The sequence below is a fragment of the Candidatus Caldatribacterium sp. genome (genome assembly GCA_014359405.1).
Classification (GTDB): Bacteria; Atribacterota; Atribacteria; order Atribacterales; family Caldatribacteriaceae; genus Caldatribacterium; species Caldatribacterium oleiphilum.
In genome coordinates this window covers 1-13,591 of sequence record JACIZN010000046.1, presented here as the reverse complement: position 1 = coordinate 13,591, position 13,591 = coordinate 1, and the positions used below count along the sequence as shown (strand labels likewise).

Genomic DNA, 13,591 nt, shown 5'->3' with positions numbered 1-13,591 from the left:
CTGGAAGAGTTCGAGGATGTTCCCGTAGAAAGCGCACTCCATCCCTGAAAGCCGAGGAGGAACCTTCTGCCCCCGGGCAAGCACTGCCCGCCGAATTCCCACCCGGAGTGCTTCCTGGAGACGGCTCTCGAGGAAGGGCACGGAGCGAATCTCTCCTCCAAGCCCCACCTCACCGCAGAAGATGGTGTCCTTGCGGACCTCCTTTTCAAGGCGTGAGGAGACGAGGCTCACACAGAGGGCAAGGTCAAGACTCGTTTCCTCGGTGCGGATGCCCCCGGCAATGCTCACGTAGACATCCTGACGGGAAAAGCGAACCCGAGCCATTTTTTCAATAACCGCAAGGAGAAGATGCACCCGGTTCAGGTCAACTCCCAAACTCACCCGCCGAGGGAAATCGAGAAAGCTCGGATGCACGAGGGACTGAATCTCGACCACCATGGCTCTCTTCCCTTCTGCAAGGACGGTTCGGGCAACGCCCGTACGGGGAGCGCTCTCTCCGTCAAGGAGAAAGTACCGGGAAGGGTCGGAAACCTCAACGAACCCTTCCTCCGTCAGTTCAAGGAGCCCAATCTCCTGCGTTGAGCCAAAGCGGTTCTTCATCCCTCGGAGCACCCGGAGGGGACGGTTCGCATCCCCCTCAAGGTAGAGCACCACATCGACAAGGTGCTCGAGAGTCCTCGGGCCGGCAACGATACCCTCCTTTGTCACATGCCCCACAAGAATGAGAGCCACATTGCGGCGCTTGGCAATCCCCATGAACTGGGCGCTCAAATCTCGAAGGAGAGCCACACCCCCGGGAAGGAAATCGCTCTCCTCCCGGGAGAGGTTCTGTATGGAATCAACAACGGCAAGCTCTGGCGAAAGAGTGTCGAGGGCTTCAAGAACATCCTCAAAAGTCCCCGTGGCAAGGAGGAAAAGAGTAGGGATTTTTCCTATCTTAAGCCGCTCAACCCGGAGGTACACCTGGGAGAGGGATTCCTCGCTTGAGACGTAGAGCACTCGTTTCCCCGAGGAAGCGACGTTGCGGACAATCTCAAGAAGGAGGGTGGACTTCCCGATGCCAGGATCCCCACTGAGGAGGATAAGGGAACCAGTGACGATTCCTCCCCCCAGAACCCGGTCGACCTCAGAAAATCCAGTGGAGAAGCGAGTGTACCCCCTGGCACAGGTTTCACTCAGCTCTGTCAGGGCAACAGGCGCTACTCGAGAACGTGACTGCCGCTCGGGTTTTTTCTTTACCTCTTTTTCCTCAAAAAAAGTATTCCACCCCCCGCACTGGGGACAGCGCCCCATCCAGCTGGGGGTGGAATACCCACACTCACTGCACACGTACCGCATCGTCAAGCCTGAAGCGAGAGCTCAAAAGGCGCAAACTTCGTAAAGGAGATCTTCCCATCCTCAAGAGTCACAATGATACGATCCCCTTCTTTGAAGACGCCACTCAGGATGAGCTCCGAAAGAGGATCTTCCACAAGACGCTGGATAGCCCGGCGAAGCGGACGAGCGCCGAAGTTCGGATCGTACCCTTCCCTGGCGATGAAGGCTCGGGCTTCTGGTGTGAGCTCTATTTCCATTCCGTGCTCCTTCAGGCGAGCCCTGGTCTCTTTCATGAGGAGTTCCACAATCTGCTCGATTTCCTTCTGCTTCAGCGGTCGGAAAACAATGATTTCATCAACCCGGTTCAGAAACTCAGGCGTGAAGACCCGCTTGACCTCTTCCATAACTCGATGCTTGATCTCCTGGTACGACAGGCCCTCGTCCTTCCGATCGCCAAATCCAATGCCTCCCTGGGAGGCAATCATCCGCGCTCCGAGATTCGAGGTCATGATGATGATGGTGTTCTTGAAGTCCACCACCCGGCCCTGGGCGTCCGTGAGGCGGCCCTCCTCCATGATCTGGAGGAGAATGTTGAAGATTTCGGGATTCGCCTTCTCGATTTCGTCGAAGAGCACCACCGAGTACGGCCGCCGCCTGACTTTTTCGGTGAGCTGTCCCCCTTCCTCGTACCCCACATACCCAGGAGGAGAACCGACAAGGCGAGAAACGGTGAACTTCTCCATGTACTCGGACATGTCGAGGGTGATGAGGGCGTCTTCCCGTCCGAAGAGGAATTCGGCGAGAGCCTTGGCAAGCTCGGTCTTCCCAACTCCCGACGGACCAAGGAAGATGAAGGAACCAATGGGACGGCGCGGGTCTTTTAGCCCAGCCCTGGACCGCCGGATTGCCCGGCAAACTGCTTCGACTGCCTCTTCCTGGCCCACAATACGCTTGTGGATTTCCTCCTCCATGTGCACGAGCCGTTCCCGCTCCTCCATGGCAAGACGGAACGCTGGAATACCGGTCCAGCTCGAGACCACTGCAGCGATATCTTCCTCAGTCACCAAAGGACGGGTGGCATCAATTTCCCTAAGCCAAGCCTCCTTGCTCTCCCGGTACTTTCGTTTGAGCCGCTCCTCTTCATCCCGGTACCGTGCCGCTTCTTCGAAGTCCTGGTTTCGGACCGCCCGCTCCTTTTGCCGGCGAACCTCTTCAATCTGAGCCTCGAGTTCCTTGAGCTCAGGTGGAAGAACGGTTGCCCGGAGCCGGACACGGCTTGCAGCCTCGTCCATAACGTCAATCGCTTTGTCCGGGAGGTACCGATCCGAGATGTACCGCTGGGAGAGCTTAGCCGCTGCCTCGAGAGCCCCATCGGTGATGCGGACCTTATGGTGTTCCTCGTACCGTTCCCGAATACCCTTGAGAATCTCGATGGTGACCTCAAGAGAAGGTTCGTCAACGTACACAGGCTGGAATCGCCGCTCGAGAGCGGAATCCTTCTCGATGTACTTCCGGTACTCGGTAATGGTCGTTGCCCCTATGGCCTGGAGCTCTCCCCGAGCAAGAGCAGGTTTTAAGATGTTTGCCGCATCAATAGCCCCTTCGGCTGCTCCGGCCCCAACAAGGGTGTGCACCTCGTCGATGAAGAGGATGACCTCTTTGGTCTGGACGATCTCGGAGATTATCTTCTTTAGGCGTTTTTCGAACTCTCCTCGGTACTTGGTTCCTGCAACCACCGCGGCGAGATCAAGGCTCACCACCCGTTTGCCCTTTAGAATCTCAGGAACCTCGCCCTTTACAATCTTCTGCGCCAGACCTTCAACAATTGCTGTTTTGCCCACTCCCGGCTCGCCGATGAGAACCGGATTGTTCTTGGTGCGCCGACTCAAAATCTGAATAACCCGCTCAATCTCCTTCTCCCGCCCAATGACCGGATCGAGCTTCCGCTCAAGAGCAAGCTGCGTGAGGTCTCGACTGAACTCATCAAGGACCGGTGTACGGCTCTCACGATGCGACGGGGTGTCAGGGAAGCTCTCCTGAGAGGAAGAAGTTTCGTTGAGGAGCTCATAGAGGCGGCTCCGAACCGTTTCGAGATCGAGTCCGAAGCGACGGAGAATCTGCGCTCCCACACCCTCGCCTTCACGAAGGATGCCAAGGAGGATATGTTCGGTTCCCACGTAACTGTGGCCCATGCGTCGCGTCTCATCAAGAGCAAGCTCTAAAACCCGCTTAGCCCGGGGCGTAAAGGCAACTTCCTTCGACCCCTGGTACTCGGTTCGGTCGACCATGTTCTCGAGCTCACTTCGAACGAGTTCCAGGGTGATATCGAAGCTGTCGAGGATTTTCGCTGCCAGACCTTCCCGTTCCCGCAAAAGACCGAGGAGGAGGTGTTCGGTGCCGATATGGTTGTGCTTTAAGCGAACTGCCTCATCCTGGGCGAGAATGATAACTTTCCGTGCCCTCTCAGTATACCGTTCAAACATCGTCCTTTATCCTCCCCAAAGGAACTCCTAAAAATTCCAGTATATCCTCACACACTCCTCGCAGAGGAATTGCTTGCAAACCCCTCTCCACCAGCCCTCGAGTACTCATCCCATTACAACCCCGCCCCTGTGCAAATATTCCCTCCTCCTGCCCAAAGCGAAGGAAGGAGAGGAAATCGAGCACCTTCTTACTCTTTCTATCGTCCTCTCGGGCAATATCTTTACTTGTTTCTCGTAACCTTTCCAAAAGAGTTCTGCGGTGGAGATCAGAACCTCGCAGAACGTCTCGAATGCTTCGTTCCCACTGGACGACTTTCCGCTCAATCCAGGACATCCATTCGAATATTTCCCTCTCCGTCACGCCCAAAGTGTAACGGTTCGTGATTTCAAAGACATGGGCCACCGGTTCCTTTGCTCCACCACACCCGGAAACCATAATCTCTGGGCGCTCCTGGAACCACCGGAGCACCTGATCCTCCCCATACACCAAAGAAAGCGCCGGGAGATGAAGCCACAGGAAAATCCGCAGACCCGTTCCCATCCACCGGGAGGAAGAGGCGAGATACCCCCACTGAGGATCAAAGGCGTAGTCGAAGAAGCGCTCCAGAAAGCGGTCAAGGCGCCGCACCATTTCAAAATCCAATCGGCGGAGGGAAGACATCCGCTCTGAGAAAATCCGAAGGTGATCCTCCTCGTTCACCAAAACTCCGATCTTCCGATTCCTCTCCTTCCGAAGGAAAAGAAGGGCATCACCCGTTTCCCTCTCAAGGACCAACCTCCATTCCTTCCCTTTCTCCAAAAGGACTTCGGAAACCCGCCTTTTGACCTCTTCAGAGAAAAGGGGACGAAAGAAGCGGGAAGAGGGAAAAGGAAGGCCTTCGAGGTTCCTTGCAAGGACAATTCTCGTCTTTTCCCGAACCATCCCAAGGGACAGGGATGCTCTTCTCCAGGGAAGACACACCTTCATAAGAGTGATTGCAACCTCTCGATGAGCTTTTTCAGGCGTTCCGCCTGTTCGTACCGTTCCTCGGCCACACAGCGCTCGAAATCCCGCAGGGCCTGGGAGAGACTCTCCTGAATTCTCCGCTTACGGAGGAATCGCCAGGGAACACTGCCCCGGTGCTTGTTACCCGCCTGTTCCTTTTGGGCCTGTTTTTCGATTTCTTTCGAAAAGGCGCTGTAACAGTACGGGCAACCGAGAACTCCACTCTCCAAGTACGCCTGGAGCGGCAGAAGGCAGAAAGGACAGCGTTTCTTCTTGCGGCCTAAGGTCTTCTCCCGCCGGATGCGTCCCTCTCGAAGCCCCTGCTCTATGAGGTGGGCAACGGAAATGTGCGTTGCACATCTCCGACACAAAAAGAGCTTATCCCGCGTACCAACTCTATCCTGCACCAGGTACACTACAACAACAGCCTCGCGGTGTCCGCAAAAATCGCACCTCATCTATTTCCCCCAGCTCAGGACCTGCAAGAGCATTTCTTTGAGAATTCTCGAGCGAAGCTGGTTCCGCTCCGCCCCAGGAGGAATGCCGAGATCGTCTACCTTTTCCAAAGCCCTGATCATTGCCGCCTTCATGAGCTCGCTCTCACGGTGGGTGATGAAGTTCTCTCGCTCAAGCCAGCTCAAAAGGTCCTCCACATCGCTTTCCTTGAGCTGCCGTTCGTACTCCTCAAGGTACGCGACGATTGGCTCTATCCGGTCGATGGGAATTTTCCTGATGCGAACGTAGCCGCTTCCTCCACGCCGGCTCTCAACAATGAATCCCCGGAAAACACTGAAACGAGTAGCTAAAACGTAGTTGATCTGTGACGGAGCGCAATCGAACTCACTTGCCAGCTTCCCTCGCTGAATGGTGACCACCTGGTCCGGAGAACTCTCGATGAGGCGCATGATGTACCGCTCTATGGTATCACAGAGGGAGTACATCTCCCATCCCCCCTCGTGTCTCCCTTTTGACCATTACTGACATTTACCATTATACCCACCAGAGTGCTTTTGTCAATCTCCAAGGGGTCGGAGGAGGGGAAAGAGTATAACCTCCCGAATGGACGGGGAATCCGTAAGGAGCATGACGAGTCGATCAATACCAATACCAAGCCCTCCTGTAGGAGGCATCCCGTACTCTAAGGCTTCGATGTAATCTTCATCAATGGAGTGGGCCTCGAGATCCCCTTTTGCCTTTTTCCTTGTCTGCTCTTCGAAGCGCCTCCTCTGCTCAAAGGGATCGTTGAGCTCGCTGTACGCATTCCCAATTTCTTCCCGCCCGATGAAGAGCTCGAAACGCTCCGCAAGACGAGGGTCGTCCTTTTTCGCCTTTGCAAGGGGTGAGATCTCCACCGGGTAATCGAGCACAAAGGTAGGATGCACGAGCTCTGGTTGCACAAATTTCTCAAGAAGCTCGTTCACGAATTTGCCCCGGTCCCAGGTGTCCTCGAAAGCCATGCCCAGGGCTTTTGCTCTCTCCCGCATGACTTCAAGAGGGTCCTCAAGGATGCGAATGCCCGTTTTCTCAAAGATGGCCTCCGGAAGCACAAGGCGCCTCCAGGGAGGCGTAAAATCAATAACCATACCCTGGTAAGTCACCGTGTACCTTCCAAGGAGCTTGAAGACCACCGAAGCAATGAGCTCTTCACAGAGCTCCATCATGGTCTCGTAGTTCCCGTACGCCTCATAGAGCTCAAGCATGGTGAACTCAGGATTGTGGCGAACAGAAATCCCCTCGTTTCGGAAATTCCGGTTGATTTCGTAAACTTTTTCAAATCCTCCCACCACGAGGCGTTTCAGGAAGAGCTCAGGAGCAATGCGGAGGTAGAGTTCCATCCCCAGGGCGTTGTGGAAAGTCTTGAAGGGTCGGGCAAGGGCTCCTCCAGGGATAACCTGCATCATGGGGGTTTCAACTTCCACGAAACCCCGGGCATCGAGGAAAGCCCGAATCTCCCGGACGAGGCGGGAACGGAGAAGAAAAATCTCCCGGACCTGAGGATTCATGATGAGGTCAAGGTACCGCTTGCGGTAACGAACCTCCACATCCTTCAGGCCATGCCACTTCTCAGGAAGAGGCCGGAGGCACTTCCCAAGGAAGACAAAGTCACGCACAAGAACCGTCAGCTCTCCGGCATGCGTCCGAAAGACCTCTCCTTCCACCCCCAGGAGGTCTCCCACATCGATGACCCGAAAGACGGCAAAGCGATCCTCTCCCAGGACGTCTCTCTTCACGTATATCTGGATTCGTCCCGTGTGGTCCTGGAGATCGGCAAAGAGGGCCTTACCGTGCCTCCGGATGGCCATGATTCTTCCCGCTGTCCGAACCTTTACGCCGTTCTGTACGAGGAACTCTTCCTCGGTCCGGATAGCAGAAACCGTATGGGTTTTCTCAAAACGACCATCGTACGGCTCTATGCCGAGACTCCTGAGTTCCTGAAGCTTTTCCAATTTCTCGTTTGTCGCAACTTCCACGTGAACCCCCACCCAGAGGTCCTAATCTCTCCCACGAATATCCACGATGCGGTACCGTACAACCCCTGCAGGAACTTTAACCTCCACCACTTCGCCCCTTGTGCGCCCGATGAGCGCCTGGGCAAGAGGAGATTCAAAGGAAATCTTCTGTGCCGAGGGATCTGCTTCCACAGAATCCACGATGGCATACTCTACGATCTTCCCTTTGTCCAGGTTCTCAAGGACAACCCTCACCCCGAGACGGACACGGTCTGCGCCCTCTTCGGCGTACTCTTCATCAACAATCTCTGCTCGACGGAGCTTCTCTTCAAGGGCGAGGATGCGACCTTCGATGAAGGCCTGCTCATTTTTAGCTGCCTCGTACTCGGCGTTCTCGCTCAAGTCTCCAAAAGAAAGCGCATGGCTGATTTTATCCGCGATTTCCTTCCGCTTGACCGTTTTCAAATAGCGGAGCTCTTCTTCAAGCTTCTGGTATCCCTCCCGAGTCAAGCGAATCTTTCCATCCTCTTTCTTCTGCATGACTGCCGCCTCCGTCAATTTTTCCAGAGCCCTACTTTCCCAATAAGGATATAGAAAGCCCCCAGTGCTGTCAAGTTACGTTTTCAGAATCACCCTGCTCCACAGTGTCCTCTTCTCAAGGAGGAAGGCACCGAGGTATCCTATGAGAATTCCCGAGGGAATGGCAAAAAGCAAAAGCACCGGAAGGTAGAAGAAGAGAGCTCTGCTTTGGATGTACAGAGAGGCTACCACCCACTGCCCGAGGTTGTGGAAGAGTGCCCCAAGGACGCTCACCCAGAGGGGAGAGGCTCCTTTCTTTCTGGCAAGGTACATCACCGCGAAACTGCTTACCCCACCCCCAAGGCTCAGGAAAAAAGCCACCCCCAGAAACGTGCCTGAAAGGAGGCTCCCAAGGGCAATACGGAAGAGGGAAATGCACAGGGCTTCCCTCCCCCCAAGGAGGAAGAGCCCAAAAAGCGTCACCACATTGGCAAGGCCGAGCTTCGCGCCTGGAAGGGGAACTGGCGGGGGAAGGAAACCTTCAACAACGTGGAAAACCGTTCCAAGCCCCGCAAGGAAACCGACAGATACAATGGAATAAAGTTTTCGAATGCCCTATCTCCTCCACCAACACATATACTACAAAGCGCTGCACCACCGCAAGAGCCTCCCGCATCTTGATTGGATAGCGGAGCAGAACCTCATGTGGTAATATAGTCTCAGAAGGCTTTCCACAAAAGGAAACAAGATTCACCCATAACGAAAGGAGGAAAAAGCATGGCCCAGACTCTTGGAGTTATCGTTGGCAACCGTGGGTTTTTCCCTGATGAGCTTGCTCGAGAAGGCCGAGAAAAGGTCCTTGCCATCCTCGAAGACATGGGCTTTGACGTTGTAACCCTGAGCACCGAGGATACAAAGTTCGGAACCGTGGAGACTTTTGAAGATGCGGAGAAATGCGCTCGGCTCTTCGACCAGTACCGCAAGGAGATAAGCGGCATCATCGTGACTCTGCCAAATTTTGGGGATGAAAAAGGAGTTGCCTACGCCATTCGCCTCTCCGGGCTCAACGTGCCCGTTCTTGTTCACGCTTTCCCAGACCGAACCAATCTCCTCGATGTAAAGCATCGTCGGGACAGCTTCTGCGGGAAACTTTCGGTCTGCAACAACCTCAGGCAGTTCGGCATCCCCTTCTCCCTCACCACCTACCACACCGAGGACCCGGATACGGAAACCTTCCGCAAGGACATCGAGTGGTTCGCAGGGGTCTGTCGAGTTGTCCAGGGTTTCAAGAATCTCAAGGCTGGGGCGATCGGTGCTCGGCCGAACGCCTTCAACACCGTGCGGTTCTCTGAGAAAATTCTCGAGCGCCACGGGATTTCCGTCGAGGTGGCCGATCTCTCAGAAATCATTGGAGCCTGTGAGCGCCTCGGAGACACCGACTCTAAGGTTCGGGAAAAACTTGCCGAAATCAAGGGGTACCTCGATACCTCCTCTGTTCCTGAGGAGGCTCTGGTGAAGATTGCAAAACTCGCCGTGGTTCTTGATGAGTGGATTGCGCAAACAGGTGTTCGTCTTGTGGCCATCCAGTGCTGGACATCCATCGAGGAGAATTTCGGCATCATGCCCTGCACTGCAATGAGTATGCTGAGCGAGCGCCTGATTCCTGCAGCCTGCGAAGTGGACCTTACCGGAGCTCTTGGCATGTACGCCCTGCAGCTTGCCTCCGGGAAACCTTCAGCGCTTGTGGACTGGAACAATAACTTCGACGACCCGGACAAAGCCATCCTCTTCCACTGCAGCAACTTCCCCAAGTCCCTCCTTCAGGGAATCCGGATGGGCTACGGAGACATCATTTCCTCCACGTTACCGAAGGAGAAAACCTACGGAACCTGCTACGGCACCATCCCCCAGGGTCCGGTGACGCTCTCTCGACTCGCCACCGACGACACGACAGGAAGCATCGTCGCCTACATTGCTGAAGGCGAAATCACCCCGGATAAGGTGGAGACTTTCGGCGGCATCGGTGTTGTGAAAATCGAGGGGCTGCAGGAGCTTTTGGTTTTCCTCTGCGAGAACGGATTCGAGCACCACGTGGCCATAAACCTTGCCCATGTGGGCGAAATTCTTGCCGAGGCCTTCGATAAATACCTCGGGTTTGACACCTACTGGCACAACGTCGAGTGAAGCGCAAAACCCGGACCCTGCAGCAAGGGTCCGGGTTTTTTCATCCTGTGATGATGAGGAGGACGAGGAAAAAGAGGGTGCCTACCGTTGCAACGGTGAGGGGTAAAAACCTCTCCACGAAACGGACCCAGAGAAGATGCACCGCAAACATGATGACAACGCCGATGAAGATTCTATCCCAGAGGTTGCTCCGGAAAGGGAGTATCCGCATTGCCATCCCTCCTAATCCTTAACTGCGCCAAAGGTGAGCCCTGCGATGATGTGCCGCTGAGCGATTCCGATAAAGATCACCGCCGGGATGAGGCACACGACCGACACCGCAGCCATCTCACCCCAGTTCGTTCCGATAACCGTGACGAACTCCGCAAGACCGGTGGTAATGGTTCGAGCATTGACGCTTGTGAGAATCGCCGCGAAGAGGTACTCGTTCCAGGCGAAAATCTAGGTGAGAATGGCGGTAGTCATGATGCCGGGCTTGGCCAGGGGTAGAATAACATGCCAGAGCACCCCAAAAAGGGAGCACCCATCGATGTAGGCGGCCTCATCGAGCTCCTTGGGAATGGAGTCAATCATTCCCTTGAGGAGCCAGATTGCAAAGGGCAAGTTAAAGATGCAGTAGAGAAGGATTATCCCAATTCGCGTGTCTCGAAGACCCAGCCGGGTGAAGATGAGGAAGAACGGCACGATGAACACGGCCGGAGGCGCCATGCGGTTCGTGATGGTCCAGAAAAAGAGGTTGCTCGATCCCGGGACCCGGAAACGGGAGAAGGCATAGGTGGCCAAAACCGCAAGGGAAATGACAAGGAGGGTATTTCCTGAGGCGATGATGAGGGAATTCAGAAGGTACCGCCCGTACACGTCCCGGAAGAAGGGACGGTAGTAGTTGAAGGCGTAGAAACTCGTCTGCACGAGCCTTGGTCCCGAGAAAACCTCAAGCTTCGTCCGGACCGAAACCACGAACATCCAGTAGATCGGGAAAAGGGTAAAAGCCGCAATGAGAATACACACCACGTAAACGAAGACAAGCCGCAAGGTTTTCCTCTGCATTTACGCCGCCTCCTGGGAAGAGGAAATGAAGGCCATCAAGAGCCAGCACATGACGATCGTCAGGTAGAGGAGGAAAAGGGACATGGCAGAGCTATAACCGTACTCCATGGACTGCAGCACAAGACGCACCAAGTGAATGCTCACGTACCGGGTTGCCGTTCCCGGACCACCGCTTGTGAGCATCCAGACCTCATCGAACACCCGGAAGGTGTCCATGATACGGATGAAAAGCGTTGTGAGGATGACGGGCTTCAAGAGGGGCACGGTGATGTACCGAAAGACCTGCCAGCGACCTGCTCCATCGACAAGTGCCGCCTCATACGGTTGCTTGGGCAGAGCCGAAAGCCCTGCCATGAAAGTCAGAACGACGAAAGGCGTCCAGTGCCAGATATCCACAAGAACCGTGGTGAAAAAGGCCTGGGTGGGATTCACTCCAATGTTGTACTCAATACCAAGCTTTCGCAGGTAAAAGGGAATGGGACCGATATCGGGGTTCATCAAGAGCACCCACATGCTGCCGATGGTTATGGGCGCCATGGCAAGAGGCAGCGTCATAATGGTTCGGAAAAGCCCCTTCCCCCGGAACTCAAGCGTCAGGAGATTAGCAATAAGAAGCCCAAGGGGTAACTCGATGCCACAGCAGAGCGCAACAAAAGTCAATCCCAGGCGAAGGGACTTTAAAAAGTCGGTGTCGAAAACGAGCTTACGGAAGTTATTGAAACCAGTGTACACCATGCCCACACGGGAGAACACGTTGTACTTGAAGGCGCTCAAGTACAATATGTAGATAACCGGAACAACACCAATCGCAAACATTAAAAAGAGTGTGGGGGCCAGAAGCCCCCACACCTGTGCCTTGCGTTCCCTCACCGCGAAACCTCCATCAGTACCCGAGTTCTTCCATCATAGCGTCGACTTCCTTGGCCAGGTTGTCGAGGGCCTCCTCAGGCGAAACTTCTCCGGCAACGGCTTTCGAAATCCACTTGAGGTAGAGCTCGTTCAGCGGACGGTGCATGGGCAGAGCCGGAGCACCGGCAAAGAGGTAACCGTAATCCTTGAGGAGGGTGAAGTAGCCGCCCATCTTGGCGTCGAGTTCCTTGATCATTGGATCCTCAAAGGTGGACTTACGAACGACTCTTGTGGCCAAACGGGCAAACTCGGGCTGCCACTCCTTCCGGGCGCACCACTGGATGAAGAGCCAGGCTGCTTCTTTGTTCTTGGCGCTGTGCGGGATACCAAGGGCACCACCATCGTAGTAGCCGATGTACCCCTTGCCGGCCTTCGCTTCATCAAGAACTCCCGGTGCTGTCGGTGGAAGGGCAACGCCGATTTTACCGATCACTGCCGAACGGGTCTCGTCCTGGGCAAGCCAGCCGAGGTTCTCAAGGTAGATGAGTCCCTGGGCAACTTTTCCGGCACCGAAAACAGCAGCGGTCTCATCCCAGGTGTAGGTGCGGACTCTCGGAGGTGCGTACTGGAGCATGTCCACGTACCAGCGGAAGGCCTTCTTAGCCTGGTCGCTGTTTAAGGTTCCACCGTTCTCGACGCTTGCCCGCATCTTCTCAAGGTTAATACCCCAGTTGTAGATGCCCCAGGCTGGCCAGATGCTCTCGCACATCTCGTAGGCCACACAAGGGTGAGTCTTGGCCTGAGCAATGTGCCCGTAGAGCTCGATGCCCTTCTCCTTCCCGTACTCGGTGAAGAACTTGGCGATGTCCGTGTACTGCTCCCAGGTTACGGGAACCGCAAGGTCGTACCCGTACTTCTCCTTGAAGGCTTTCTGGATCTCAGGATCCTCAAAGAGGTCCTTCCGGTAGATGTAGGACTTCAGGAAGGCTTCAAACGGAACGGCGTAGAGGTCGCCCTTCTCGTCCTTGAAGTAGTTGATGAAGCTTGTGAAGTCATCGAGATCAAAGTTGGGCTCGGTGATGGCCGAGTTTTGGATGAAAGGAGTGAGGTTCGTCAACCAGTTCTGGGCAAGGTAGGCGTAGATGATGTCCTGCTCAACGTAGATGAAATCGTAGATTCCCGCACCCGTCTGGAGGTCCTGGATGGACTTATTGTACATCTCGTCCCAGGAGGTTACCTCGAACTCAACCTTAATGCCGGTGAGCTTCTCAAACTCCGGAGCTGCGATTTCGACCATCGCCTTTGAAGGAGGCGTACTCTCAGAAATTCCCCTGATGACAACGCCTTTATATGGCTCGGCTGCCTTCTGCCACCATTCTGGATTTGCAACTTCCGCGAAAACCACCGCACTCCCCAGAACGAGAAGTGCCGCCACAACCAATCCAATGAGCTTCTTCATGCGTCACATCCCTCCTTGATCAGGATTTGTTTACTCGACTCGAGAAGAGGTAGTGTCTCAGAAAGTGTGTCTGTGGGGCAGCATGGTAGCCTTCCCGTTGGAAAAGGCTTTCGAAAGGAGGGAAAGCTACCATGCAGAAGGAAACACGTGACGAGATTGTGAAGGCGTTTGCGGAGGAGCTCAAGGTGATGGTCCGGAACCTTTTGGAGAACCTCATGCGGGAGGAGCGGGAGATCTATCTCGGGGAGCACCCTACGAAGGCGAACGGGTACTACACTCGAGATCTCTTCACCCTCGC

13 protein-coding genes and 1 pseudogene are annotated in these 13,591 nt (G+C 54.9%); 2 read left to right on the top strand and 12 right to left on the bottom strand.

The features are described from left to right. From radA to H5U36_04980, 8 genes are all read right to left on the bottom strand, one after another. A partial coding sequence (gene radA / locus H5U36_05015; GenBank protein ID MBC7217514.1) for a DNA repair protein RadA occupies positions 1-1,338 on the bottom strand: 1,338 nt, incomplete at its 3' end. Positions 1,339-1,340: 2 nt separating this feature from the next. Continuing rightward, the gene (locus H5U36_05010; GenBank protein MBC7217513.1) at positions 1,341-3,800 is read right to left on the bottom strand and encodes an ATP-dependent Clp protease ATP-binding subunit; all 2,460 of its coding nucleotides are present in this window, start codon (positions 3,798-3,800) and stop codon (positions 1,341-1,343) included. Next, on the bottom strand, positions 3,793-4,767 hold the full coding sequence (locus tag H5U36_05005) for a hypothetical protein (protein MBC7217512.1): 975 nt from the start codon (positions 4,765-4,767) through the stop codon (positions 3,793-3,795). The genes H5U36_05010 and H5U36_05005 overlap by 8 nt, the downstream gene beginning before the upstream one ends. Then, positions 4,764-5,243, bottom strand: coding sequence for a hypothetical protein (locus H5U36_05000; GenBank protein ID MBC7217511.1), 480 nt, complete (start codon positions 5,241-5,243; stop codon positions 4,764-4,766). Before H5U36_05000 ends, H5U36_05005 begins: the two co-directional genes overlap by 4 nt. Next, the gene (locus H5U36_04995; protein MBC7217510.1) at positions 5,244-5,726 is read right to left on the bottom strand and encodes a CtsR family transcriptional regulator; all 483 of its coding nucleotides are present in this window, start codon (positions 5,724-5,726) and stop codon (positions 5,244-5,246) included. Positions 5,727-5,798: 72 nt separating this feature from the next. After that, positions 5,799-7,256, bottom strand: a complete 1,458-nt coding sequence (gene lysS, locus H5U36_04990) for a lysine--tRNA ligase (GenBank protein ID MBC7217509.1) — start codon at positions 7,254-7,256, stop codon at positions 5,799-5,801. Between the two features lie 21 nt (positions 7,257-7,277). Beyond that, complete coding sequence (gene greA / locus H5U36_04985) at positions 7,278-7,775, bottom strand: transcription elongation factor GreA (protein ID MBC7217508.1); 498 nt, start codon at positions 7,773-7,775, stop codon at positions 7,278-7,280. 75 nt (positions 7,776-7,850) lie between these two features. Then, entirely contained in the window at positions 7,851-8,348 is a 498-nt protein-coding gene (locus H5U36_04980; GenBank protein MBC7217507.1) for a Gx transporter family protein, read from the bottom strand. A 183-nt stretch (positions 8,349-8,531) separates the two neighbouring features. On the opposite strand from H5U36_04980, the gene H5U36_04975 reads away from it, so the two are divergent. Next, the gene (locus H5U36_04975; GenBank protein ID MBC7217506.1) at positions 8,532-9,938 is read left to right on the top strand and encodes a fucose isomerase; all 1,407 of its coding nucleotides are present in this window, start codon (positions 8,532-8,534) and stop codon (positions 9,936-9,938) included. A 40-nt stretch (positions 9,939-9,978) separates the two neighbouring features. Here H5U36_04975 and H5U36_04970 read toward each other — a convergent pair whose 3' ends face one another. From H5U36_04970 to H5U36_04955, 4 genes and pseudogenes are all read right to left on the bottom strand, one after another. Further along, on the bottom strand, positions 9,979-10,149 hold the full coding sequence (locus H5U36_04970) for a hypothetical protein (GenBank protein ID MBC7217505.1): 171 nt from the start codon (positions 10,147-10,149) through the stop codon (positions 9,979-9,981). Positions 10,150-10,160: 11 nt separating this feature from the next. Further along, positions 10,161-10,985, bottom strand: a pseudogene (locus tag H5U36_04965) (carbohydrate ABC transporter permease). Next, positions 10,986-11,855, bottom strand: a complete 870-nt coding sequence (locus H5U36_04960) for a sugar ABC transporter permease (GenBank protein MBC7217504.1) — start codon at positions 11,853-11,855, stop codon at positions 10,986-10,988. A 13-nt stretch (positions 11,856-11,868) separates the two neighbouring features. Further along, a complete protein-coding gene (locus H5U36_04955) occupies positions 11,869-13,293 on the bottom strand; it encodes an extracellular solute-binding protein (protein ID MBC7217503.1) in 1,425 nt (474 codons plus the stop codon). 131 nt (positions 13,294-13,424) lie between these two features. Between H5U36_04955 and H5U36_04950 the strand changes: the two genes are divergently transcribed. Beyond that, on the top strand, positions 13,425-13,591 hold a 167-nt coding region (locus H5U36_04950), incomplete at its 3' end, for a hypothetical protein (protein MBC7217502.1).